19 protein-coding genes and 1 pseudogene are annotated in these 24,726 nt (G+C 70.9%); 10 read left to right on the top strand and 10 right to left on the bottom strand.

Annotated elements, in window-relative coordinates:
• Nucleotides 1-182 precede the first annotated feature (182 nt).
• Nucleotides 183-1,904, top strand: coding sequence for a SpoIIE family protein phosphatase (locus tag ACIRR9_RS18105; protein WP_403752454.1), 1,722 nt, complete (start codon nucleotides 183-185; stop codon nucleotides 1,902-1,904).
• A gap of 15 nt (nucleotides 1,905-1,919) precedes the next feature.
• On the opposite strand, the gene ACIRR9_RS18100 is transcribed toward ACIRR9_RS18105, so the two are convergent.
• From ACIRR9_RS18100 to ACIRR9_RS18080, 5 genes are all read right to left on the bottom strand, one after another.
• Nucleotides 1,920-2,945, bottom strand: coding sequence for an alcohol dehydrogenase (locus ACIRR9_RS18100; RefSeq protein ID WP_403752451.1), 1,026 nt, complete (start codon nucleotides 2,943-2,945; stop codon nucleotides 1,920-1,922).
• Nucleotides 2,946-3,058: 113 nt separating this feature from the next.
• A complete protein-coding gene (locus tag ACIRR9_RS18095) occupies nucleotides 3,059-4,174 on the bottom strand; it encodes a hypothetical protein (RefSeq protein ID WP_403752448.1) in 1,116 nt (371 codons plus the stop codon).
• Nucleotides 4,175-4,288: 114 nt separating this feature from the next.
• Complete coding sequence (locus ACIRR9_RS18090; RefSeq protein WP_403752445.1) at nucleotides 4,289-5,704, bottom strand: lamin tail domain-containing protein; 1,416 nt, start codon at nucleotides 5,702-5,704, stop codon at nucleotides 4,289-4,291.
• A gap of 86 nt (nucleotides 5,705-5,790) precedes the next feature.
• Nucleotides 5,791-7,158, bottom strand: coding sequence for a HupE/UreJ family protein (locus ACIRR9_RS18085; RefSeq protein ID WP_403752442.1), 1,368 nt, complete (start codon nucleotides 7,156-7,158; stop codon nucleotides 5,791-5,793).
• Nucleotides 7,158-8,282 (bottom strand): DUF3500 domain-containing protein, encoded by a 1,125-nt coding sequence (locus tag ACIRR9_RS18080; RefSeq protein WP_403752439.1) that lies wholly within the window; start codon nucleotides 8,280-8,282, stop codon nucleotides 7,158-7,160. Before ACIRR9_RS18080 ends, ACIRR9_RS18085 begins: the two co-directional genes overlap by 1 nt.
• Before the next feature lie 826 nt (nucleotides 8,283-9,108).
• Between ACIRR9_RS18080 and ACIRR9_RS18075 the strand changes: the two genes are divergently transcribed.
• From ACIRR9_RS18075 to ACIRR9_RS18045, 7 genes are all read left to right on the top strand, one after another.
• A complete protein-coding gene (locus tag ACIRR9_RS18075) occupies nucleotides 9,109-9,870 on the top strand; it encodes a DeoR/GlpR family DNA-binding transcription regulator (RefSeq protein WP_403752436.1) in 762 nt (253 codons plus the stop codon).
• Nucleotides 9,871-9,957: 87 nt separating this feature from the next.
• Complete coding sequence (locus ACIRR9_RS18070; protein WP_403752433.1) at nucleotides 9,958-11,313, top strand: ABC transporter substrate-binding protein; 1,356 nt, start codon at nucleotides 9,958-9,960, stop codon at nucleotides 11,311-11,313.
• A gap of 79 nt (nucleotides 11,314-11,392) precedes the next feature.
• On the top strand, nucleotides 11,393-12,352 hold the full coding sequence (locus ACIRR9_RS18065) for a carbohydrate ABC transporter permease (RefSeq protein ID WP_403752430.1): 960 nt from the start codon (nucleotides 11,393-11,395) through the stop codon (nucleotides 12,350-12,352).
• Nucleotides 12,353-12,378: 26 nt separating this feature from the next.
• A complete protein-coding gene (locus tag ACIRR9_RS18060; RefSeq protein ID WP_403752427.1) occupies nucleotides 12,379-13,266 on the top strand; it encodes a carbohydrate ABC transporter permease in 888 nt (295 codons plus the stop codon).
• Entirely contained in the window at nucleotides 13,263-14,252 is a 990-nt protein-coding gene (locus tag ACIRR9_RS18055) for a zinc-dependent alcohol dehydrogenase family protein (RefSeq protein ID WP_403752424.1), read from the top strand. The genes ACIRR9_RS18060 and ACIRR9_RS18055 overlap by 4 nt, the downstream gene beginning before the upstream one ends.
• Nucleotides 14,253-14,492: 240 nt before the next feature.
• Nucleotides 14,493-14,867: a hypothetical protein gene (locus tag ACIRR9_RS18050; protein WP_123979144.1), complete on the top strand. Its 375-nt coding sequence runs from the start codon at nucleotides 14,493-14,495 to the stop codon at nucleotides 14,865-14,867.
• Nucleotides 14,868-15,067: 200 nt separating this feature from the next.
• On the top strand, nucleotides 15,068-15,433 hold the full coding sequence (locus ACIRR9_RS18045) for a metalloregulator ArsR/SmtB family transcription factor (RefSeq protein WP_365339382.1): 366 nt from the start codon (nucleotides 15,068-15,070) through the stop codon (nucleotides 15,431-15,433).
• Nucleotides 15,434-15,475: 42 nt separating this feature from the next.
• Here the strand turns inward: ACIRR9_RS18045 and ACIRR9_RS18040 are convergent, their stop codons facing one another.
• Nucleotides 15,476-16,222: a FadR/GntR family transcriptional regulator gene (locus ACIRR9_RS18040; protein ID WP_123979142.1), complete on the bottom strand. Its 747-nt coding sequence runs from the start codon at nucleotides 16,220-16,222 to the stop codon at nucleotides 15,476-15,478.
• Nucleotides 16,223-16,314: 92 nt separating this feature from the next.
• Here ACIRR9_RS18040 and ACIRR9_RS18035 point away from each other — a divergent pair, with 92 nt between their 5' ends.
• Together ACIRR9_RS18035 and ACIRR9_RS18030 are read left to right on the top strand one after the other, a co-directional pair.
• A complete protein-coding gene (locus ACIRR9_RS18035) occupies nucleotides 16,315-17,202 on the top strand; it encodes a carbon-nitrogen hydrolase family protein (protein WP_403752419.1) in 888 nt (295 codons plus the stop codon).
• Nucleotides 17,199-18,557, top strand: coding sequence for an APC family permease (locus ACIRR9_RS18030; RefSeq protein WP_403752416.1), 1,359 nt, complete (start codon nucleotides 17,199-17,201; stop codon nucleotides 18,555-18,557). Before ACIRR9_RS18035 ends, ACIRR9_RS18030 begins: the two co-directional genes overlap by 4 nt.
• Before the next feature lie 116 nt (nucleotides 18,558-18,673).
• Here the strand turns inward: ACIRR9_RS18030 and ACIRR9_RS18025 are convergent, their stop codons facing one another.
• The 4 genes and pseudogenes from ACIRR9_RS18025 to ACIRR9_RS18010 all read right to left on the bottom strand — a co-directional run.
• Nucleotides 18,674-19,948 carry a substrate-binding domain-containing protein gene (locus tag ACIRR9_RS18025; protein ID WP_403752413.1) on the bottom strand — a complete coding sequence of 425 codons (1,275 nt, stop codon included), beginning with the start codon at nucleotides 19,946-19,948 and terminating at the stop codon, nucleotides 18,674-18,676.
• Nucleotides 19,945-21,033 carry an ABC transporter permease gene (locus ACIRR9_RS18020; RefSeq protein ID WP_403752410.1) on the bottom strand — a complete coding sequence of 363 codons (1,089 nt, stop codon included), beginning with the start codon at nucleotides 21,031-21,033 and terminating at the stop codon, nucleotides 19,945-19,947. The genes ACIRR9_RS18025 and ACIRR9_RS18020 overlap by 4 nt, the downstream gene beginning before the upstream one ends.
• The gene (locus tag ACIRR9_RS18015; RefSeq protein ID WP_403752407.1) at nucleotides 21,030-22,634 is read right to left on the bottom strand and encodes a sugar ABC transporter ATP-binding protein; all 1,605 of its coding nucleotides are present in this window, start codon (nucleotides 22,632-22,634) and stop codon (nucleotides 21,030-21,032) included. The genes ACIRR9_RS18020 and ACIRR9_RS18015 overlap by 4 nt, the downstream gene beginning before the upstream one ends.
• A gap of 47 nt (nucleotides 22,635-22,681) precedes the next feature.
• Nucleotides 22,682-24,391, bottom strand: a pseudogene (locus ACIRR9_RS18010) (SpoIIE family protein phosphatase); the annotation flags it as partial.
• Between the last annotated feature and the right edge of the window lie 335 nt (nucleotides 24,392-24,726).

The raw sequence follows: 24,726 nt of genomic DNA, 5'->3' as shown, positions 1-24,726 counted from the left end.
CATCCGACCTCGACGGTATGTACAGGTGATTACGTCGGCGTCACCGCTCCTGATCAACGGGGGTTAAGGCCGCCGCACAGACCGGCCCCGGGCGATGTGAGCGGGAGCGTCCGAGATGCGGCGCACAGCGACCTGATGGACGATGAGGGCGGCCGAGGGCGGGGGCAGGCGAGGAGGTCCGGGTGGACAGGGACACCTCCTCGGCACGTCCGGCCGCACCGGCGACACCAGCTGTTCCGGCCGCTCCCACCGTGGACATCGGCTACTTCGACCTGCTGCGCGGCATGGTCGAGGACTCGGCCGCCGTGTTCGTGGTCCTCGACACCGATCTGCGCTATCTGTACGTCAATCCGCACATGGCCCGGATGACGGGCCTGCCCGCCGCCGCGTACATCGGCCACAAGCTGCAGGAGGTGCTGCCGCACGTCCAGCGGTCGGAGCAGGTGCTGCGGGACATCCTGCGCGACGGACAGCCACGCGAGATCGTAGTGACCGGGCGGACCTGGGCGGACTCGCCGTACCAGGTCCGGGAGTGGCGCTGTGTGTACCACCGGATGGTCGACAGCACGGGCAAGGTCGTGGGCGTCGCCGGGGTGGGCCTGGAGATCAGCGAGCCGCAGCAGTACCTGTACGAGCTGGAGCGCGCCCATCGGCGGCTGGCGCTGCTGGACTCGGCCGCGTCCCGGATCGGGACGGGCACCGACGTCGCCGGGACCTGCCAGGAGCTCGCGGAGTTCGTCGTACCGGAGCTGGCGGACGCGGCCGGGGTGGAGCTCAGTCCCACGGACACGGAGTCGGCGCGGCGGGCGCCGACCCGGCTCGCGGCGTACGCCACGCGTCCCGGGCTGGTCACCGGGCTCGCGGCGCTGGACGCGCGCGGTGAGCTGGTCGGCTGGCCGCGCGGCACCGGGACCCGGCGGAACCTCGCGGCGGGCCGGATCTGGCGGCGCAACGCGATCACCGAGGCGCAGTGGCGGTCGCTGATCCCCCGCTGGGCGCCGGCCCGTGCGTGTATCACCGCGGGTGTCCACTCGGTGCTCCTCGCGCCCCTGGTTGCGGACGGCCGGGTCCTCGGCATCCTGATGCTGGCCCGGGCCGGGGAGTCGGCGCCGTTCTCGAACGAGGACGCCACGGTGGCCCGGGAACTCGCCGCCCGCGCGGCACGCGCCCTGGACCGTGCGGTCCGCTTCGAGCGCGAGCACACCATGGCCCTGGAGCTGCAGCGGGCCGTGCTGTCCGAGCCGGGCCAGCTGCAGCAGCGCGCCGGTGTGGAGACCATCGCACGCTACCGGCCCGCCGACGACGGCTCACTGATCGGCGGCGACTGGTACGACGTCCTGGCCCTGCCCGACGGCCGTACGATGCTGGTCATCGGGGATGTGATGGGCCACGGCGTGGAGGCGGCGGTGGCCATGAGCCACTACCGTTCGACCCTGCGTGCCCTGGCCCTCGCGGGGCTCTCGCCGCGCCGCATCCTGCAGCACGCGGACCGGATGGTCGCCGACTCCGGTTTCGAGCGGGTGGCCACCTGTTTCCTGGTCCTCGGTGACGCGGAGGTCGCCACCCTCACCTATGCCGGCGCGGGCCATCTGCCGCCGGCCTGGCTCACTCCCGGGGGCGAGATGCACCTGGTCCCGGTGCCGGTCGGCCCGCCGCTGGGCAGCGGGCTCGGCCGGTACGAGCAGCGGGTCTTCCCGGAACGCGGCGGGGTGCTGCTCCTGTACACCGACGGGCTGGTGGAGCGGCGCGGCGAGGACATCGACCGCGGCCTGGACCGCCTGACGGGACTGTCCCTGTGCCCCACCGACCCGCTGGACAAGATCGTCGACACGGTCCTCGCCCGCCTGGCGACCGGTTCGGAGGACGACATCGCGCTGCTCGCGGCACGGGCCGTACGCACGTGATCCGCAGTCGTGCCGTCAGTCGTAGGTGAGCACCATCCGGAAGCGCGCGGCCCCGGCCATCATCTTCCGGTAGGCCGCGTCCGCCTGCTCCAGCGGTACGGTCTCGATCGTCGGGCGGATGCCGTGCAGGGCGCTGAACTCCATGGTGTCCTGCACGTCCTGCGCCGTGCCGGAGGGGTGGCCGCGGACCACCCGGGCGCCCATGATCAGGTGGAACGGGGTGATCCCGAGGGGCTCGGGGTCGGCGCCGATCACCACCAGTTCGCCCCGGGGCGCCAGTCCGTCCACGGTCGCCGAGATGGCCTGGGAGTTGCCCGCGGTGGCGAGGACGACCTCGGCGGCGCCGAGCGACTGGAGGGCCTCCGCGACGGGGGTCCTGGCCGTGGAGTCGACGTAATGATGGGCGCCGAGCTGCTTGGCGAAGTCGGCCTTCTCGGGGCCGCGGGCGATGGCCACCGTTTCGAAGCCCATGGCCACCGCGTACTTGACGCCGAGGTGGCCGAGCCCGCCGAGACCGAGGACGGCGACCAGGTCGCCGGGTTCGGCGGGGCTGCGCCTGAGCCCGTTGAAGGTGGTCACGCCCGCACAGGCCATGGGCCCGGCGTCGGCCGCGGTCAGCCCGTCGGGGATCCGGGCCAGGGCGTCGACCGGTGCGATCACCTTCGTGCCGAAGCCGCCGTCGTAGGCCCAGCCGGGCGTCTTCATGGTCTCGCACACGATGAAGTCGCCCTGCCGGCAGGGCTTGCAGTGGCCGCAGCTGCCGCCGAACCAGCCGACCGCCACCCGGTCGCCGACCGCCCAGCCCCAGTCCTCGATGCCCTCGCCGATTTCCTCGATCCGCCCGGCGATCTCGTGTCCGGGCACCACGGGGAACGTGATGCCCGGTACGGCGGCGTCCACGAAGAGGGAGTCGCTGTGGCAGACGCCGCAGGCCTCCACCGCGATCCGCACATGACGGGGTCCCGGCCGTGGCACCTCCCGCTCGACGATCTCGAACGGGCCGCCCGCGGCGGCCACCTGCGCGACTCGGTAGGTACTCATGACGTCACTCCCGGAACGGGTACGACGGAACGGTCCGAAAACCCCTTCACCCAGCACACCAGCTCCGGACCGATCACGCGCGTCGAGCCCTGATCAGGGCTTGCCCCGGACGATCAGGAGGTGATGCCGTTGTACTGGTCCCAGGTGTAGGCGAGGTCGGGGGCGGCGGGCTTGCCGGTCCAGTCGAAGTAGTCCCAGACGAGTTCGGCGGGGTTCGTGGCGAGGTAGCCCCGGCCGGGCAGGTCGTCGGCGTCGTCCCAGGCCCAGGGCGGGTTGGCGGCGTCGGTGGCGCAGGCGCCGTTGGCGGGGCCGAGGACTCCGCCTTCGCCGCACTCGGCGCCGTAGGGGTCGGAGCTGTCGTCGCCGGCGAAGTTGTCGGGGGTCGCGAACAACGTTGTCAGGGTGCGGTTCGCCCACATCCCGTTCGGGGCGAAGATATCGGTCAGCGTGTACTGGACATCGCGGTCGTCGGACCCGGACGGGACCTCGGCGGTGGAGCCGGGGTAGTAGACGATGCCGTCGCCGTTCGCGTACTGGCCGCGTTCCTTGGACAGGTACCCCTCGGCCCATGCGGCGTGGGTGTTGGGCTGCTGGGTGGTGAACGGGCGGCCGTGGCCGTCGTCGTGCGGGTCGCCCTGCAGTTTCAGTGTGCCGTCGACGCTCTCCTGGCCGCTCGTGAAGTCGCTGCCCGAGGGCACCCAGGAGTAGAAGTTGCTGTGCGCGACGGTGATCGCCGCCTTCAACTGCCCGTGCGCGGAGCCGTCGTTGGCGACGACCTCCAGCACGCCCTCGGAGTCGTTCTCGTGCTCGGTGAGGTCCTCCTGGTAGTTGTCGATGACTCCGTCCGACCAGTCGCGCGGGTGGAAGTACATGTACAGCAGGTAGGAGAAGGACGGGGTCTGGACGACCGAGTAGTAGACATGCGCCGCGAGCGGGTACCGGCTGGTGTTCTCCCAGTTGTTGCGGCCGTTGAGGTCGCCGTCGTAGTCGTACGAGGTGATGTAGTCGGACCTGCCGCCGAGGGCGGTCTCGCCGGTGGAGTCGACGTCCTGGAAGTTGACCGGGGCCCACCACTGGGCGAGGGCGGCGCGGTCGTCGGCGGTGGCCGCGTGTGCGGGGGCGGGCCGGTCGAGGGCGAGGCAGCCGACGGCGGCGAGGGCGGCCGTCAGGGCGAGGAATCCGCGTCGGGTGAGCGGCGCGCGCGAGCGGCCGGGACGGCTGGTGGCCACGGTTCCTCCGGGGGCGGCGAAAGGAACCGGCACGTCGATGAACTCGACGTGCCGGTACGGGAGTTGGCGCGTGTTCCGGTGGTGCGTGAGGTGCCGCGCGTACGATACAGCGGGTCAGCAGGTGATCGTGCCCCTGCGCAGTGCGTGGCCGTTGTCGTTGCTGTCGTCGGACCAGTACACGGGCTTGGTGCCGCCGCTGCACGCGTCGGAGCCGGAGACGCTGAAGCCCTCGTTGTTGAAGTTGTCCATGCCGGTGGGGCGGTTGTGGATCGCCGTGGTGGCGAAGGCACCGGACGAGTTGATCTGCATGGTGCGGTGCTGGCCGGAGCAGGTGTCGTCGCAGACGACCCAGAGGCGGGAGGCCTGCGGTTCCCACTGGAGTTCCATGACACCGGCCATGCCGCTGCTGATGGAGGCGACACGGGTGAAGGTGCCGTCGTCCTTCAGGACGTAGCCGTAGATCATGCCGGTGCCCTCGACGCCGACGAAGAACACGCCGCCGGTGTGGGAGGCGTAGGTGCTCGGGGCGTAGGCCGCGCCGGTGGACTCGTCCTTGAAGCCGGCGGCGGTCAGGGTGGCGTCGGGGACCCAGGTGATGCCCTCCAGGCCGAGGTTGGAGCCGACCGCCGGCAGGTCGGAGGTGAGGTTCCACTCGGTGGAGGCGTTGACGGTGGTGCCCGTGCCGCTCACGTCGTACTTCAGGACGGACAGCCGGCTGGTGCCCGAGGAGTCCGCGTTGCGCTCGCTGCTGACGTACACACCGCCGGCGGAGCCGGCGCCGGTCAGGGTGACGCCCTCGTCGTCGGGTGTGCCGGAGCCGCTCGGGAACCTGAGGGTCTTGCCGGAGGCCCAGCCGTTACTGGTGTCGGCCTTCCAGGCGGTGGTGCCGTTCGGCACCAGTCGCCAGAGCTTGCCGCTGTTCTGTGCCGCCCACATCACGCTCCCCTCCTGGTACAGGCCGCTCATGTCGGAGCCGAAGGCGTTCTTGGTGTCGGCGGTGGTGACCGAGCTGCCGCCCTGCCAGGCCGTGGCCGAGATGCCGCTGCCGCAGTCGTTGGCGGCGCCGAGGGTCAGGGCGGCCGAACCGAAGGCTCCGGTGCCGTCGGGGCAGCGCGACCACGAGGGGGCGGAGTGCTGGGTCCAGCTGAAGCTGTCGACGAGCGTGGTGCCGTCGGCGAGGTAGAGCCGCGCCTCGTCGGAGGAGCCGAGTCCGAAGGCGTTGTGGACGTCGAAGGCCACGAAGCCGCCGGGCGCGAGGGTGGTCCCGGAGGCTATCGCGTACTTCGAGCTGTCGTTGTCGTCCTTGAGGATCCAGCCGGAGATGTCGACCGTGGCCGTGCCCTTGTTGTAGAGCTCCACCGAGTCGTTGACGCTCCCGGTGGTCACCACCTCGTTGATCCGGATGTCGTCGGCCGCCGCCGCGTGGGCGGGCGACGCGGTCAGGGCGCCGACGACCAGCGTCGGTCCGGCGACGGCGACGAGAAGGACACGGAGGCTGCGGCGCCACCGGCGTACGCGTGATGCGGTCACGAAATCCGTCCTGGGGTTCCGTTCTGACAGGCCGCCAGGACCTTTCCGGTGTGGCCCGAACAACCGCCTTCGCCCAGGTGAGGGCGTTATGAACGGTGAGCGAACCGCCAAGATCGATCCGGGCGGCCGGTGGTGGCCAGCCAGGCCGTGGCGAGCAGGGCGGTGGTGACGAGTACCAGGAGCAGTGGGGACGTATGAGCCCCCGCGCTGTCCGCGGCGCGGGCCACGGGGTTGGGCAGGCCGAGGCGGTCCAGCAGCCAGCCGAGAGCGGCGAGGGCGGTCAGTGTCGCGCAGGCCGTGCGCAGGGCGGAGTGCCTGGGCAGCCGGGTGAGGCAGACCAGGCTCGGGAGGGCGAGCAGGACCAGCAGGAGTTGCATGCATTCGATGCCGAGATTGAATCCCGCGAGGCTGAGCGCCAATTGGGAGGTGGAAAGGTGCATCTCGGCGAGAGTCAGCGAAAAGGCGAGTCCGTGTCCGAGGCCGAATACCCCGGCGACCACGGCCTCACGCCCGGGGAAGAGCGGTCGTATTGCATGGACGGCTCCGACGAGAATACTGAACGCGATGAACGCCTCGACCGGCTGGGCCGGAATGTCGAGGTTTCCGAAGGCGCTCAGTGCGAGTGCGGCGGAATGCCCGACGGTGAAGGCGAGGGTGGTCCGGCCGATTCGCCCGACGGCGGTCCTGGTGTCCGTGAGCCCGCTCCAGCGCTTTCCGGTCGCCCGCAGGGGCGCGGGCAGCAGCAGGATGAGCAGGAACAGCAGATGGTCGGTGCCTTCGAGAATATGGTGGGCACCGAGCCGGAACATGGCGTAGGTGCCGCTCCATATGCTTCCGCTCTCCAGGTCGACGGTGAGCGGGGCGACGGTCATGGTCCGGGTGTCGGTGCGGATGACCCCGACCTGGGTCGCGCCGTCCTGCCCCGATCCGGCCACCTTTCCGGTGGCCCAGTCCTGGCGGACGGAGACCAGGACGGTGTGGGTGACGACCTGGTGGACGATGGCGTCGTAGTCGAGGACGAAGCGGCGCGGGTCCCCGCCGGCGGGCGGGACGAGCGTGGCCCGGACGGTCAGTTCGCGGTAGGGACCGGTCGAGGTCTGCTGGGTCCGGCCCAGTGCCATGGCACCGAAGGTGACGGTCCAGGCCTTGCCCCGGCGGGTGGTGGCGTGCACATGGGCGGCCAGGTAGCGGCGGATCGCGGCCTTCCGGGCCGACAACTGCTTCGCCGTGGTGTCGTCGTCCAGGCCGATACCGCTGGCCCTTGCGAAGTCGCTGACCGGGAGGTCCAGTTCGGCGGCCACCGACGTCTCGTGCACGTCGAGCAGGAGTACGGAGTGCGGCATGGGATGCGCGGCAGCGGGCGGCGCCGCGAGGAGCAGCGCCGCCGTCACCGCCGTCGCGATCCCGGCCAGCATGCGCAGCGCATGTGACAGTGAGATCGGCAGACGGTTCATCAGAACGAGAACTCCCCGCCGTAGTCGGTGGTGTGGTCGCGGTAGACGGTGTGGTAGTGGATCTTGCTCGTGTAGACCACGCCGTCCTGGCAGACGAACTCGATCCAGACGCCCGGTCCGTCGATGCGCACGTAGTCGCCCTGGGCGCTCAGGTCGGTGCTGCCGGAGTACGAGATGTAGGTGTCGTCGAGTTCCGACTTGTAGGTGCTCAGTACGGAGGCGGCGGTGGTGTCGTCCGCCACGTCGACCCAGGGCTTCATGGCCGCGAGGACCAACGCCTGCTGGTCGTCGGTGAGTTCGCTGACCTTGAGGCCCTCCTTGGTCTCGGGGAAGTCCCCGTCGTCGTCCGGGCCGAGCAGCACGTCACTGAACGACTCGGAGAGCTTCGCCTCGGTCAGCTCGTCGTCGGTCAGGCTGTCGACCATGGCCTTCATCCCGTCGTACATCCCGGACAGGGGTGCGTACGACGTGCCGTCGTCACCGGTCCAGCTGGTCGGCTCCACCCCGACGAAGAACGGGGTGGTGCCCTCGACCGCGCCGTCCTTGAAGGTGAGGTTGAGCGCGAGGTGGTGGCCGCCGAAGTGCAGCTGCCAGGTGCCGGTCGTGCTCGGGGTGCCGAGGAACGCCAGGTAGTAGTTGCCGCTGCCGTAGCCGCTGGCGGTCTCACCGAGGTAGTCGTCGGCCTTCAGGATCTGGCTGATCTGGTCGTACCCGGAGCCGCTGCCGGTGCCGGTGGCCGCCTCGATCACCGCCTTGGCGGCGGTCAGTTGCTCGTCGCTGAGGGAGCTGAACTCAATGCCGACCCGGCAGGTCGAACCGCAGGGGAGGTTCGACCAGGCGGTGGCGTTCGCCTGGGTGAAGTCGAGGAGCACGGACGACTGCTGGTCGCTGTCGAGGGTGTCCAGGAACGCGTCGGCCGCGGTGACGACGTCCGAGACGGAGGAGGAATCCGCGGTCGTGCTCGCCGTGGCGTCGGCGGAGGCGCCGGCCGAGGAGTCGCCGGTGGTCGCGGCGTCGGCGTTGACATAGACGGCTCCGAAGAGCAGCGCGGTCCCCGCGGCGAGGGCCACGCCCGCACGCTTCCACTTGCTCTTCGTCCTACGGTGGGTGCTGATTTCTGACACCTTGACGGTCCCTTTCGGAAGAGAATGCAGAGGAACTCCGGGAACTGTTGCCATGCATAAGGCCATCGGTTTTCCACCGACCCGGGCACATGAATACGCACTATCCGGCGAGAGCCACTGTCCCGAACTTTCCTGCCCGTTGTCCGGGCGAGATAAATTCCACCAGCCGCCGCTATGGATGGCATCGAGCGGTACTCGGACTTGCCTATGGGTTGCTGTGGCGGATGCGCGGGAATTTCAGCTAACGGGAAGTTGAATTCAGCCAGCATGGCCGAAAAATGCATGCGGTCGAAAAGCGCCCGCCAGTGTCAGACGGTTCGTTCGACGCCGTAGTAGCCGTGGTGCGTCCGGAACCGCATGGCGTCGGTGCCGTCTGTGCGAGAAGGCGCGGGAGCTCGGGCGGCACATGGCTCGCTGAGCGGTGCGGACGCGCAGCGCGATCCGATCGCCGGTCTGCCGGTCCGAGGGCTTCCCGGCCCCGCGCGCGGTTCCCGAGCCGGCCGGACGCGCTGCTGACCCGGATCCGGGACGGGCTTTCCCGGGTCGGCGCGGACATGCGGGCGACAAACGGGCGTGCGCCGGTCATGGAGCGGGCAGCGGCCCCCCTCGGCGGGCGGCCCTCCGGCGCGTCGTCCAGGCACTCCGCCCTCCGGAAAGCGGGCACATTCGGTCATGAACTGGGCTACGGCGAACCTGGTCAGTACGCGCAATCGCCTTGTACAAATTTGGCCACCGGAGGCCGAACGGGCCGGACTCCGGGACATCGGCCGCCGCGGGCACCACCGCGCAGCGCCGTGCGACAGAGCCATGAAACGGAGGTGCCGCCGTGGACGCCGAGGAACGAAGACGCGGGATCCTCGCAACGGCACGCCGTTCGGGATCCGTCGACGTCGGCATGCTCGCCGCCGACCTCGGGGTCTCCAAGGAGACCGTGCGCCGGGACCTCAACCTCCTGGAGACACACGGGCTGGTCCGTCGTACCCATGGCGGAGCCCACCCCGTGGAGAGCGCGGGCTTCGAGACCACCCTCGCCTTCCGCACCACCGAACACATCCCCGAGAAGTCCAGGATCGCCGTCGCCGCGGCCGCCCTGCTCGGGGACGCCGAGACCGTCTACCTCGACGAGGGCTACACCCCTCAGCTCATCGCCGCCGCACTCCCCCGCGACCGTCCGCTGACCGTGGTCACCTCCTCGCTGGCCACCGCGGGCGACCTGGCCTCGGCCGAGAACATCACCGTGCTGCTGCTCGGCGGCCGGGTGCGCGGCGGCACGCTGGCCACGGTCGACCACTGGGCGCGCCGCATGCTGTCCGACTTCGTCATCGACCTGGCGTACGTCGGCGCGAACGGCATCTCCCGCCAGTGGGGACTCACCACCCCGGATCCCGCGGTCAGCGAGGTGAAGGCCGAGGTCATGCGGATCGCCAAACGCCGGGTGTTCTCCGGCGTCCACACCAAGTTCGGCGCCGTGAGCTTCTGCCGGTTCGCGAACGTCACGGACTTCGAAGCCATCGTCACCGACACCGGGCTGCATTCCTCCGAGGCCCGCCGCTACGCCCTGCTGGGCCCCCAGGTCATCCAGGCCTGAGCCGCAGTCCAACTCACCGTCCCACCACCCCCGTAAGGCCGGGGCCCTGGTTCCGCACGCCCTCGAACCCTCCTGTTGGAGTCAGTCATGCACACCAGAAGAATGATCCATGTCCTGCTCACGGCCACGGCCGCGGGCTCCCTGCTGGTCGCCTGCAGCGGGGCGGGCGGCACCTCCGCCTCCGGGGGCGACGGCAAGAGCATCAACGTGCTGATGGTCGGCAACCCGCAGATGGAGGACATCCAGAAGCTGACGAAGAGCACGTTCACCAAGGACACCGGCATCAAGGTCAACTTCACGATCCTTCCCGAGAACGAACTGCGGGACAAGGTCACCCAGGACATCGCCACCCAGGCCGGCCAGTACGACGTCGCCACCATCGGCGCCTACGAGGTGCCGATCTGGCAGAAGAACGGATGGCTGCACGAGCTCGGTTCGTACGCCGACAAGGACACCGCCTTCGACTCGGCCGACCTGCTCAAGCCGGTGGTCACCTCGCTGTCCGGCTCCGACGGCAAGCTCTACGCCCTGCCGTTCTACGGCGAGTCGTCCTTCCTCATGTACAACAAGGACGTCATGAAGGCGAAGGGCGTCACGGTGCCCGAGCACCCGACCTGGCAGCAGATCGCCGACATCGCGGCCAAGGTCGACGGCGCGGAGCCGGGGATGCGGGGCATCTGCCTGCGCGGCCTGGCCGGCTGGGGCGAGCTGGGGGCGCCGCTGACCACCGTGGTCAACACCTTCGGCGGCACCTGGTTCACCAAGGACTGGCAGGCCCAGGTGAACAGCCCGGCCTTCAAGAAGGCGACGAACTTCTACGTCGACCTGGTCAAGAAGCACGGCGAGGCGGGGGCCGCGCAGTCCGGCTTCACCGAGTGCCTGAACGCCATGAGCCAGAAGAAGGTCGCGATGTGGTACGACGCGACCAGCGCGGCCGGGTCGCTGGAGGACCCCAGCGCCAGCAAGATCGCCGGCCATGTCGGCTACGCCTACGCGCCGACCGCCGAGACCAAGAGCAGTGGCTGGCTGTGGAGTTGGGCGTGGGCCATGCCCAAGACCACCAAGAACGCCGACGCGGCCTCGAAGTTCATGCTGTGGGCGTCGAGCAAGAAGTACGAGAACCTGGTCGGCGAGAAGCTCGGCTGGTCGCGGGTCCCGGCCGGCAAGCGGGCCAGCACCTACGCGATCCCGGCGTACCAGAAGGCCGCCGGGTCGTTCGGTGACATCACCCTGAAGTCCATCGAGCAGGCCGACCCGGCCAACCCCGGCACCCAGCCGAGGCCGACCGTGGGCGTCCAGTACGTGGCCATCCCCGAGTTCCAGGACCTGGGCACCAAGGTCACCCAGGAGATCTCCGCCGCCATCGCCGGCAAGACCAGCGTGGACAAGGCGCTCGACGACGGCCAGAAGCAGGCCGAGGACGTCGCCAAGAACTACAAGTGAGCCGCACTGCCCGGCCGGCCCCGACGCCGGCCGGGCGCCCTCTCCCCCACCCCGGCTGTCACCGGCAGAGGAACTCTCCATGACCACGCTCACCGCTCCGCCCACGACCGCACCACCACCCGGCCGCACGCGCTCGTCCGGCGGCGCCGGCAAGTGGAAGCGCCGTCTCCCGCTGCTCCCGGCGCTCGTCTTCACCATCGCCGTCACGCAGTTGCCCTTCGTGGCCACCATCGTGATCTCCACGTTCCAGTGGAACATCCTCAAGCCGGGTGACCGGCACTTCGTCGGCCTGTCCAACTTCAAATTCGTCTTCACCGACGAACGGCTGCGCACCGCGGTCCTCAACACCGTCGTGCTCACCGCGTCGGTGGTGCTGATCAGCGTCGTCCTCGGGCTCGGTCTGGCGATGCTGCTCGACCGCCGGTTCGTCGGCCGGGGCCTGGCACGGACGATGCTGATCGCGCCGTTCCTCGTGATGCCGGTCGCGGCGGCGCTGCTGTGGAAGCACGCCATCTACAACCCCGACTACGGCCTGCTCAACGGCACCCTCAACGCCGTGTGCCGGCTGTTCGGCGCCGCCAACGGCCCGACGGTCGACTGGGTTTCGTCGTATCCGATGCCCGCCGTCGTCGTCTCCCTGGTCTGGCAGTGGACGCCGTTCATGATGCTGATCCTGCTGGCCGGTCTGCAGGCGCAGCCCGGTGACGTCCTGGAGGCGGCCCGGGTGGACGGGGCGTCGGCGCTGGCGACCTTCCGACACATCACCCTGCCGCATCTGCGCCAGTACATCGAACTGGGCATCCTGCTCGGCACGATCTACGTCGTGCAGACCTTCGACGCGGTCTACACGATCACCCAGGGCGGCCCCGGCTCCCAGACGACCAACCTGCCCTACGAGATCTACCTGACCATGTTCCGCAAGTTCGAGTACGGCCAGGCGGCCGCCGCCGGAGTGGTCGTCGTGCTCGGCTCGATCGTGATCGCGACGTTCGCGCTGCGCACCATCGCGTCGCTGTTCCGCGAGGAGGTGTCCCGATGACAGACGCCCCGATGACAGGTGTCCCCATGACGCGCGCAGCCGTCGCCGCGCCCGGTGCGGGAGTCAGGAAACTGTTGCGCCGGCGTCCGGACGACCAGGGGGCCGCGGCGCGGCTTTCCCCGCTGTGGACCTTCGTCGCCTGGCTCGCCACGCTGGCGTTCTTCGCGCCGGTGGCGTGGATGGTGCTCACCTCCTTCCACCAGGAGGCGGACGCGGCGACCAACCCGCCGACCCCCTTCGCCTCCCTCACCTTCGACCAGTACCGGCTGCTGTTCAGCCGGGACATCACCCCGTTCCTGCTCAACTCGGCGATGGCCAGCGTCATTTCGACGCTGCTGGTGCTGGCCTTTGCGGTGCCGACGGCCTACGCGCTGTCCATCAAGCCGGTCGAGAAGTGGACCGACGTGATGTTCTTCTTCCTGTCCACCAAGTTCCTGCCGGCCATCGCGGCCCTGCTGCCGGTGTACCTGATCGTCAAGGACGCCGGGATGCTGGACAACGTGTGGACGCTGATCGTCCTCTACACCGCCATGAACCTGCCGATCGCGGTGTGGATGATGCGCTCGTTCCTCGCCGAGGTGCCCAAGGAGATCCTGGAGGCGGCGGAGGTCGACGGCGCGGGCCTGCTCACCGTGCTGTGGCGGATCGTCGCACCGGTCGCGGCCCCCGGACTGGCGGCCACCTCGCTGATCTGCTTCATCTTCAGCTGGAACGAGTTCATGTTCGCCGTGAACCTCACCGCGACCAACGCGTCGACGGCACCGGTCTTCCTCGTCGGGTTCATCACCAGCGAGGGCCTCTTCCTCGCCCGGCTCTGCGCCGCCGCCACCTTGGTCTCCCTGCCGGTCCTCATCGCCGGTTTCGCCGCCCAGGACAAACTGGTCCGCGGCCTGTCCCTAGGAGCAGTCAAGTGAAAGCCGCCGTCATCGAAGCCCCCGGCAAGGTCACCGTCACCACGGTGCCCGATCCCGCTCCCGGGCCGCGCGAGGTCGTGGCCGAGGTGGCGGCCTGCGGACTGTGCGGGACCGATCTGCACATCCTGCAGGGCGAGTTCGCACCGACCCTGCCGGTCGTGCCGGGCCACGAGTTCGCCGGGGTGGTCGTCGGTCTCGGGCGCGAGGTCACCGAACTGGCCATCGGCGACCGGGTCGCCGTGGACCCCTCGCTGTACTGCAACGAGTGCCGTTACTGCCGGGCCGGACGCAACAACCTCTGCGACCGCTGGCAGGCGATCGGGGTGACCGTGGCAGGCGGCGCGGCCGAGTACGCGGTGGCACCCGTCGCCAACTGCGTACGGCTGCCGGACCACATCGGCGTCCAGGACGCGGCCCTCATCGAGCCGCTGTCCTGCGCGGTGCGCGGCTACGACGTGCTCAACAGCAGGCTCGGCTCCCATGTGCTGATCTACGGCAGCGGCACGATGGGCCTGATGATGCTGGAGCTGGCCAAGCGCACCGGTGCCGCTTCGGTGGACGTCGTCGACGTCAATCCGGAACGGCTGGCCACGGCCGCGAAGTTGGGCTCCTCGCAGACGGCGCTCTCGGCCGACGAGCTGGCACGACCGGGCGGTTGGGACGTGGTGGTCGACGCGACGGGCAACGCGGCCGCCATCCAGGACGGCCTGGACCGGGTCGCCAAGGCGGGCACCTTCCTGCAGTTCGGGGTCGCCGACTACGCGACCCGGGTCACGATCGACCCGTACCGCATCTACAACCAGGAGATCACCATCACCGGCTCCATGGCCGTGCTGCACAGCTATGAACGCGCCGCGGAGCTGTTCGCCGCCGGTGTCCTCGATCCGCAGGTGTTCATCAGTCACCGGCTGCCGCTGGCGGAGTACCCGCAGGCGCTGGAGCGGTTCGCCGCCGGCCAGGGGCGCAAGATCGTCGTGCTGCCCTGACGTCCGCTCGCCGCCGGGACCGGTCGTACCGACCGCCGTCCCGCGGCGCAGCGTCAACTTCGCTCTCCCTCGCACCGATTTCCGTCGCTCAAACGGACGGGTGACGCGGCTGTCCGGTCATCATCCGTCAGACCCGGAGACGCCGTCCCGGTACGGCTCCCCCCGACCTACGGTCCATGCAACGGACGGGACGGCGACCGCCGGTCCGTCGCAACCGACAACCAAAGGGGAGGCGCCGCTATGGCGAGCGTGGAAGTGTCGCTGAAGGAAATGATGGCCGGGGTCGAGGGGTCACTGGGAGCCGCGGTCGTCGACTACACCAGCGGCATGGCCCTGGGAACGCTGGGCGGCGGAAAGGACCTCGACCTCACCGTCGCCGCGGCCGGCAACACGGACGTCATCCGGGCCAAGGTACGCACCATGTCGGAGCTGGGCCTCAAGAGCCGGATCGAGGACATCCTGATCACATTGGAGAAGCAGTACCACCTCATCCGCCTGATCACCGGCCGCAGCGGGAACGGCCTGTTCCTCTACCTGGTTCTCGACAAGGAGCGCTCGAACCTCGCCATGGCCCGGCACCAGTTGAAGCGGGTCGAGGAACAGCTGGAGGTCTAGCAGCCGTCCTGGGTCCGGGGCTTCGTGCGCCCATGATGTGAAAACTTCTTCAAGTGACCACATCAGCATGATCCCAAGTCATGCCTGCGCACGGCCCCGGACGGCAAGGATCGGCTGTACAGGGCCAATGCGGCGGTGCCGCGAGGCGCCGCCGCACCCCGGCGGCCCACCCCACTCGACCCGGCAGAGAGCGAGCGGTCATGCAAGTCCCCCTCTACCAGGCCAAGGCGGACTTCTTCCGCATGCTCGGGCACCCCGTGCGCATCAGGGTCCTGGAACTGCTCCAGCACGGGCCCGTTCCGGTACGGGAGCTGCTCGCCGACATCGAGATCGAGCCGTCCAGCCTCTCGCAGCAGCTGGCCGTGCTGCGCCGGTCGGGCATCGTGGTGTCCATCCGGGAGGGGTCCACCGTCAGCTACGCACTGGCCGGCGGCGATGTCGCCGACCTGCTGCGCGCGGCCCGCCGTATCCTCACCGAACTGCTCGCCGGGCAGAACGTGCTCCTCGCCGAGCTGCGCCAGGCCGACGCGTCCGTCCCGCCCGTGTCCACGAACAGCCGCGGCTGACCGTGCCTGCGGGGTGCCCCCGGGGACTCGGGGGGCGGCACTTCAGTCGGTGAGCAGGCCGACGTACATCGTCCGGTGCAGGGTCTCGACGTGCCGCGCGGCGACCGCGCCGGCCGCGGCGGTGTCCCGGGCGCGGAGGGCCTCGACAAGCCGCCGGTGCTCGGCGTTCGACTCACGCAGGGCGGCCATCGGGTACGGCAGGTAGTACCGGTAGAGCTCGCGCAGGACGGTGGCATAGGGGACGTCGGTGCCGGGGACGCCGGTGGCCGCGGCCGTCGCCAGGTGGAACCGTTCGTCGAGGCCGTGGAACTCGGCCCAGCTCTCCGCCCGGTCCATGGCGTCCACCAGCTGCTGGAGCTCCGCCAGGGCCGCGTCGTCGGCGTGCTCGGCCGCCAGGTGGGCGATGCCGCACTCCAGGACCAGCCGGTGGTCGATCAGCCGGTGCACGGCGGCCGTGTCGGCGCGGTAGGCGGTGGTCGTGTCGATGACGCCCTTCGCGGGCTGCTCGGCGACCAGCGTCCCGCCGTTGCGGCCGCGGCGGCGCTCCAGTACGCCGTCCTCGCACAGGGAGACCAGGGCGCGCCGGGCGGTGATCTCGCCGACGCCGAGCGCGGCGGCGATCCGGTCGGTGCCGGGCAGGCGCTCGCCGGGGGCGAGCAGGCCGAGGTCCACGGCGAGGGCGATCCGGGCGCGCACCGCCTCCAGTGCGGACAGTCGCCGGATGCCGCTCAGCTGGGGAGCTTGGAGCTGCGCGGTCGGGGCAGCGGCTTCGGTACGGCGGCCAGGCATGGCGCCACCTTAACCATCCGCTGGACGTCATCTAAAACTGATCAGGATGAGCAGTCTTGTTTAAGTGCTCATCCTGACCTATTTTCTTCGCCATGCCCCGTGCACTACCCCTGGCCCTCGGCCAGCTGCCTCCCCGTCCGGCCGGCGCGCCGCTGTCCGGCTTCACCGCCGAGGTCGAGCGGATGCTCCTCGACTCGCCCGGCACCCGGATGGCCGTCTTCCCCGAACTCCATCTGTTCGGGGTGACCGGCCCGCCCGACGAGGCCGCGGGCGTGCTGCGGGAGGCCGCCGAGCCGCTGGCCGGCCCGCGGGTCGGGGAGCTGGCGCAACTCGCCGGTGACCTGGGCATCTGGCTGCTGCCCGGCACGGTCCCCGAACGGGGCCCGAAGGGCGAGCTCTACAACACCGCGCTCGCCTTCTCACCCGAGGGCCGCCTGGTGGCGTCGTACCGCAAGGTCTTCCCGTGGCGCCCCACCGAGCCGTACGACCCGGGCGACCGCTTCGTCGTGTTCGACGCGCCCGGCACCGGCCGGATGGGCCTCGCCATCTGCTACGACGCCTGGTTCCCGGAGGTCGCCCGCCATCTGGCGTGGCTGGGCGCCGAGGTCATCGTCAACCCGGTGATGACGACGACGCCCGACCGGGAGCAGGAGCTGGTCCTGGCCCGAGCGAACGCCATCGCCAACCAGGTCTTCGTCGTCAGCGTGAACACCGCGGGCCCGGTGGGCACGGGCCACAGCCTGGTCGTCGACCCGGAGGGCCGGGTGCGCGCCGAGGCGCCCTCCACGGAGGCGACCGTCCTGACCGACGTCATCGATCTCGACGACGTCACCCGCGTACGGGAGCACGGCACCGCCGGGGTCACCCGCATGTGGGACCACTTCACCGACACCGACCGCCCCATAGAACTGCCGCTGTACGGCGGCCGTATCGATCCCCGCCGCTGGCACCCCGCCCCGTCCCCCGGAGCCGCATCGTGAACTCACCCGCACCCGCGCTGGCCCGCACCCTGACCCTGAGATCGGTCGTGGTGTTCGGCCTGGCCTACATGGCCCCGCTGATCGTGCTCGGCACCTTCGGCGTGGTCGCCGACGAGACCGGCGGCGCGGTCCCCAGCGCCTACCTCGTCGCCCTCGCCGCCATGCTGTTCACCGCGCACAGCTACGGCCGGATGTCCGCCGCCCACCCCGTGGCCGGCTCCGCCTACACCTACGTACGGCGGGCCGTCGACTCGCGCGTCGGCTTCCTTGTCGGCTGGGCCACGCTGCTCGACTACTTCTTCCTGCCGATGGTGATCTGGCTGATCGGCGGCGCCTATCTGCACGCCCAGTACCCGGGCGTCCCGAACTGGGTGTGGATCGTCGCCTTCATCGCCGTGACGACCGCGCTGAACGTGCGCGGCATCAAGACCGCCGAGCGCGTCAACGACCTGCTCATGATCTTCCAGATCCTGGTCATCGGGATCTTCGTGCTGCTGTCCCTGCGGCACGTGGTGTCGGCCGGCGGGGCCGGCGCCCTGGCCAGTGCCACCCCGTTCGCCAACAGCGCCACGACCGCGACCGGCATCTCCGCGGGCGCCGCGCTCGCTGCCTACTCCTTCCTCGGCTTCGACGCGGTCACCACCCTCACCGAGGAGACCCTGGAGCCCCAGCGGACCATGCCCCGGGCGATCATGCTGACCGCCCTGATCGGCGGTGCCGTCTTCGTCGTCGTCGCCTACACCACCCAGCTCGCCCACCCCGGCTCCCACTTCAACGACTCGGGTTCGGCCGCCTTCGAGATCGCCAAGGCCATCGGCGGCGACCTGTTCTCCTCGTTCTTCCTCGCGGGGCTGGTCGTCGCGCAGGCCGCGTCCGGTATCGCCGCACAGGCCAGCGCCGCCCGGCTGCTCTACGCGATGGGCCGCGACTCGGTGCTGCCGCGCAGGATCTTCGGCCGTATCCACCCGAAGTTCCGCACCCCGGCCGTCAACGTGCTGCTCACCGGCGCGATCGGACTCATCGCCCTGCGCCTGGACGTCGCGACCTCGACGTCGTTCATCAACTTCGGCGCCTTCACCGCCTTCACCTTCGTCAACATCAGCGTCATCGCCACGTTCGTCCGGGAGCGCCGCAGCGGCACCCGGCACGGTGTCCTGTCGTACGTCGTGGTCCCGGCGATCGGCGCGGCGGTCGACCTCTGGCTGCTCGCCCATCTGGACGGCAAGGCCATCACGCTGGGCCTGATCTGGCTCGCGCTCGGCATCGTCCAGCTGGCCTGGCTCACCCGCCTGTTCCGCAAGGCGCCCCCGGAGCTGTCGATGAACGAGGACGAGCGGCTGCCGGAGCCGGTGTGACCGACGCGTTCCGCATCGCCACCGGCGCCTGACGCCGCGGAAACAGGTGGAGGCCGTCCCCGCGTACCCGGGGACGGCCTCCGTATGTTCGCGTCGAATCGCCGACACACGGCACGTCACCTGCCCCAGATCTCCCGGTATGCCTCCCGGTAGCCCGACGGGTCCCAGGAGGTGGCGCCGCCGGTGTTGGCGGCGGTGGAGACATGGACGGGTGCCGCGTAGCCGCTGGCCGGGCTGCCGGAGAAGGCGCGGTTGAACTCGTCGACGATCTGCCAGCCCTGCTGGGTCAGCGGCTCGGGGACGGTGGCGGACTGGTACTGCCCGCTGTTGATGCGCTGGAAGGCGGACGGATCGCCGTCGCCCGCGCCGATGTTGTACGGCGGTCCCGAGCCCGGTGCGCCGGCCGCGCGGAAGGCGGGCGCGGCGTCGGCGAAGTAGAGGTCGTTGATGGCGACGGAGTGGGTCCAGCGGTCACCGAAGCGGGACAGGAGCGAGGCGATCTCGCGCGGGGTGCGGCTGCCGGCGTCCGGGATCGGGATGTTCTCGTACGCCAGGACGCGCACGCCCGGGCAGGTGGCGAGCTCCTTCCTGATCAGCTCGGACTTCGTGAGGGCGAACGGGATCGAGGCGTCGGTGAAGACCACCGTCCCGGCCCTGCCGCGGGAGTGCCCGATGACCCACTGGGCGCTGATGCGGGCCACGTCCCGGACGTGGGTGGTGACGTTGCTGAAGAGCGGGGGCCGCCGACTGGGGCCCGGCGCGGCGACCGCGTGCCAGCCCACCAGCGGGATGTTCTCGGCGGCGGCCCGGGAGACCTGCTGCGCGGTGGAGCCGGGGTCGAAACCGCCGATGACGATGCCGGAGGGCTTGAGATCGACCGCCTGGCCCATCGCGGCCTGGATGCCGGCCGGGGTGCCGCCGCCGTCGATCACCCGGACGTCCCAGCCGACGACCCGTGCCGCCTGCCGCACGCCCTGCACGGCACCGGCGACACCGGGGTTGGTCATCGTCTGGGCCACATAGACGAGGGACCTGCCCGTCACCGCGCGCGGGCCGGTCGTCGGCCCGTTCCAGGGCACATCGGTGCGTTCCGCACGCTCGACGGCGGCGCGGGCGGTGTCGTAGACGGCGGGGCAGCCGATCGGGCCGGTGAGCGACTCCCCCGGCCCGGTGCGCGGGGAGCCGCGTTCGCAGCCGGCGAGAACGGCGATCGTGGCCAGCAGCGCGGCGGTGCGACGGGCGAACCGGCGCCGGCGGACACCGGGGCGGGGGCGGGCGGTACGGATGCCGTACCCCGGGTCGCCGAAGGGCAGAGCGGGCGGAGCGTGGGACAGGCCGCGCCCGGCCCCCGCCTGCCCGTGTCGGCGGACATGCCACGGACAAGGCGTCATTCGGCGCCCCCCTCCGCCGGCGTCGGCGGTTCGGGCGGCAGGCCGGTGCCGGTGCCCAGGCGGCGACGGGACGCGTAGCCCGCGAGGCCCACGGCGACCAGGAGGGTGCCGCCGTAGAAGAGGGGGACGGTCCAGAAGTCGGCGCCCAGTTGGCCGATGCCGGTGAGGCCCACGGCGAGGACGGCGACCGCGACGACCGTGCCGAGGACGTTCGGGCGGCCGGGTCTGATCGCCGTCGAGCCGAGGAGGGCGCCGGCGAAGGCGGGCAGCAGGTAGTCGAGACCGACGCTGGGGTTGCCGAGTTCCTGCTGGGCGGCGAGCAGCACCCCGGCGAAGCCGATGATCAGCCCGGACGCGGTGAACGCGTACACCGTGCAGGTGCGGGTGCGGATGCCGACGAGTTCGGCCGCGCGCGGGTTGGAGCCGACGACGTAGAGATACCTGCCGAGCGGCAGCCGCTCCAGCACGAGCCAGAGGACGGCGGCGAGGGCGAGGACGTAGAAGGCGGGGATCGGCAGGCCGAGGAACTTCGCGTCGTAGAGGTCGGTGAAGGCGGCCGGGAGGCCTTGCGGGCCGGGGACGATCCGGCCGCCTCCGGTGACCCAGCCGGTGATCGCGTACATCATGCTGCCGGTGCCGAGGGTGGCGATGAAGGAGTCGATCCGCCCGAACTCCACGACGGCCGCGTTGACGACCCCGGCGAGGCCGCCGCCCGCGACCACGGCGAGACAGGCGAGCGGCCAGGGCCACCCCACGTCGACGATCAGCTTCATCACCATGACGTGGGCGAGGCCGAGGCCGTAGCCGAGGGAGAGGTCGAAGGCGCCGGTGACGATGGGGACCATGGCGGCGAGCGCGAGGACGGCCGGGATCGCCTGGGTGGACAGGATCGAGTCGACGGTGTCCAGCGTGGGGAAGGTCCGGGGCAGCGCCAGCGAGAAGACCAGGACGAGCAGGAGGGTGAGGACCGGCAGCCCGTAGGACCCGATCAGATGGCCACCCGGCCGGGGCCCACGACCGGTCACACCCCGCAACCGGCTCCGAAGCCCGGTGATGGTCTGCCACCCGTTCCGGAACCCGGTCATGGCCTGCCACCGGTTCCGGAGCCCGGCCCCTGCCCACCACTCGGTCCGGAGCCCGGTCCCCGTCCGTCACCCGGTCCGGGAGGGGGTACCGCCGAGGCCGTTCGGGTGAGTTCGGCGGGTGTGAGGGCGCTGCCGCTCAGCTCGGTCGTCACCCTCCCGCGGACCAGGACGACGGCGCGCCGGCACACGTCCGCCACCTCCTCGAAGTCGCTGGAGACGAGCAGGACCGCGAGGCCCTGGGCGAGGGCGTCGTCGAGCAGTCGGTGGATCGCGCCCTTGGCGCCGATGTCGACACTCGCGGTGGGCTCCTCCAGGATCAGCAGCCGGGGGCCCGCGCGCAGCCAGCGGCCGATCATCACCTTCTGCTGGTTGCCGCCGGAGAGCGTGGCGACGGGCGCCTCGGTGTCGCGCGGGCGCACGGCGAGCCGGTCGACCAGCCCGGCGGCCTCGGCCCGTTCCCGGCGCGGGCGGATCCGGTGCAGGGCCGGGACGCCGTCGGCTCGGGGGTTGGCGAGGAGGTTCTCGCGCACGGTCAGCTGGGGGAGGCAGCCCTCCCGGAGCCGGTCGCCGGGGACCAGGCCGACGCCGCGGGCGACGGCGTCGGCGACCGTGCGGGGGCGGTAGGGCCGGCCGTCGAGCGTGGCGGTTCCGCCGAGCATGGGCAGGGCACCGGCGAGGGCACGGCCCAGCTCGACGTGCCCGGCGCCGGAGAGGCCCACGAGGGCGACGGCCTCGCCGGCCCTCAGTACCAGGCTCACCGGGCCGGTGCCGGTGGTGCGCAGTCCGTCGAGGGTGAGGACGGCCGGTGCCCTGGCAGGGACCGGCGCGGTGGGGCGAAGGCCGAAGGGCTGCTCGCCGACGATGTCGTGGACGAGACGGGCGGGGCTGTACCCGGCCAGGAGGCCGCGGCTGACGAGCCGGCCGTCGCGCAGGACGGCGAAGGTGTCGGCGACCTGGTGGACCTCGTCGAGGCGGTGGCTGACGTAGAGGATTGCGTGGCCGCGGTCGCGCAGGTCGTGCAGGCTGCGGAAGAGCCGGGCGCAGTCGGCGGCCGGGAGGCGGGCGGTGGGCTCGTCGAGGACGATGAGCCGTGCGTCGGCCACGAGTGCCCGGGCGATGGCGACCAGGGAGCGCTCGGCGGGGGCCAGCCGGGCGACCGGTTCGTCGGGGTCGAGGTGTACGGCGACGGTCCGTAGGGCGCCTGCGCAGCGCTCGCGGGTGCGGCGCCAGGAGATCAGGCCGGCACGGCGCGGGTATCCGGTGCCCAGGGCGACGTTCTCGGCCACCGTCATCCAGTCGACGAGCCCGAGGTCCTGGTGGATGAAGGACATCGCGCCGGTGGCCGCGTGGCTGCCGAGGGGGTGTCCGATGACGGTGATCCGCCCGGCGTCGGGACGGTGCACTCCGGCGAGCACCTTGATGAGCGTGGACTTTCCGGCACCGTTGGGTCCGAGGAGGGCGAGGACACTGCCGGCGTGGACGTCCAGGTCGACGCCGTCCAGTGCGACGGTCCCGCCGAACCTCTTCACGAGCCCGCGGATGCTGACCACGGGTTCCGCCGCGGAGGCGGGAGCCGCAGCCAGGCCGGGAGCGTCACACACGGGAAAAAATTACATCAATCCATACGATATGGGGTGCCGAGGGGGTCTCACACGCCGTCGACTCCGCATTCGGCCCAGATGACCTTGCCCTCCGCCAGGTGCCGGGTGCCCCAGGCCCGGGAGAGCTGGGCGACCAGGAACAGGCCCCGGCCACCCTCGTCGGTGGTGGCCGCCCGGCGCAGGTGCGGGGCGGTGTTGCTGGTGTCGGAGACCTCGCAGATCAGGGTGCGGTGGTGCAGGAGTCGTACCCGGACGGGTCCGGAGCCGTGCCGGATGGCGTTGGTGACCAGCTCGCTCAGGATCAGCTCCATGACGAACGCGGTCTCGTCGAGGCCCCATTCACCGAGCCTGCCGAGGGCGGCGGCGCGGACCTCACCGACCAGGGCCGGATCGGCGGGCAGCTCCCAGGTGGCGATCCGGTCGGGCCCCAGGGCGTGGGTGCGGACGACCAGCAGGGCGACGTCGTCGCACGGATGGGCGGGCGCCACGCTGTCCAGGACCGCCTGACAGGTCTCCTCGGGGGTGCGCTCCGGGCGGTCCGCCAGGGCGCTGCGCAGCTGTTCCAGGACGGCGTCCACATCGCGGTGGCGGTCTTCGATGAGTCCGTCGGTGTAGAGGACGAGCTGGCTGCCCTCCGGCAGGTCGACCTCCGCGGAGTCGAAGGGCAGCCCGCCGAGACCGAGCGGAGGACCGGCGGGCAGGTCGGGGTAGGAGACGCTGCCGTCGGGTCGGACCAGCGCGGGCGGCGGGTGGCCGGCGCGGGCCATGACGCAGCGCTGCGTGGTCGGATCGTAGACGACGTACAGACAGGTTGCGCCGATGATGCCGGAGCCCTCGCCGTCGGGGTCGTCGCGATCCAGCCGGCCGACCAGGTCGTCCAGGTGGCTGAGCACCTCGTCCGGCGGGAAGTCCAGTTCGGCGAAGCTGCGGGCGGCGGTACGCAGCCGGCCCATGGTGGCGGCCGAGAGCATGCCGTGCCCTACGACATCGCCCACGAGCAGCCCGATCCGGGCACCCGGGAGAGGGATGACGTCGTACCAGTCGCCGCCGACGTCCGACTCGGCGGGCAGATACCGGTGGGCGATCTCCACGGCGTCCTGGTCGGGCAGCCGGTGCGGCAGGAGTCTGCGCTGGAGGGCCAGGACCATCGAGCGTTCATGGGTGTACCGGCGGGCGTTGTCGATGGAGAGGGCCGCACGTGCGGCCAGTTCCTGCGCCAGCGAACGGTCGTCGTCGCCGAAGGCGGCGGAGCCCTGAGCACGGTAGAAACTGGCGATGCCCAGCACGACCCCCTGGGCCACCAGCGGTACGGCGATCAGCGAGCGCACGTGGGCCAGCAGTTGCTCGGTGTGCTCGGGATCCTGTGCGAGCCAGCCCGCGGCGACCTGCAGATCCGGCTCCAGCTCCGCCCGGCCATGGGTCAGACAGCGCAACTGGGGGGTGGTCGGGCCGAATTCGATCCGTTTGCCGACCGGCGTGAACGGCAGCCCGTCGCGGACCCCGTGCACCACCGTCCGGCGCAGATCACCCAGCGGGTCGTCGGACTCCTCGCCGCGCAACACGGCATCGGGCAGGTCGACGGTCACGAAGTCGGCCAGCTTCGGCACGGCCGTCTGCGCCAGTTCCTCGACGGTACGGCGGACATCGAGCGTGGTACCGATGCCCGCGCCGGCCTCGGACAGCAGCTCGAGCCTGCGCCGCGCGGCAAGGGCGTAGGCACCCACCCCGGGCTCACCGAAGAGGACGAGACGGCGGGGCGGAGCGGAGGTTCCGGGGGTGCCTGAGGTATCAGAGGTGTCGGGGGTTCCGGGCGCGGTGTCGCGACCGGTCCCGGGGGTGTTCCGGCCGGTTGCGGGGGCGGTCTTGTGACCGGTCGCAGGGGCGATACGACCAGTCGCAGAGACCTTGTGACCGGTCGCGGGCGCGATACGACCAGTCGCAGAGACCTTGTGACCGGTCGCGGGGGCGATACGACCAGTCGCAGAAGCCGTGTGAGCGGTCGCGGGGGCGATACGACCAGTCGCAGAAGCCGTGTGAGCGGTCGCGGGGGCGATACGACCAGTCGCAGAAGCCGTGTGAGCGGTCGCGGGGG

Origin of the sequence: Streptomyces sp. NPDC101234, from assembly GCF_044767525.1 — a bacterium.
Lineage (GTDB): Bacteria > Actinomycetota > Actinomycetes > Streptomycetales > Streptomycetaceae > Streptomyces > Streptomyces sasae.
The sequence above is the reverse complement of the archived record's forward strand: the minus strand, read 5'-3'. Positions and strand labels throughout refer to the sequence as shown.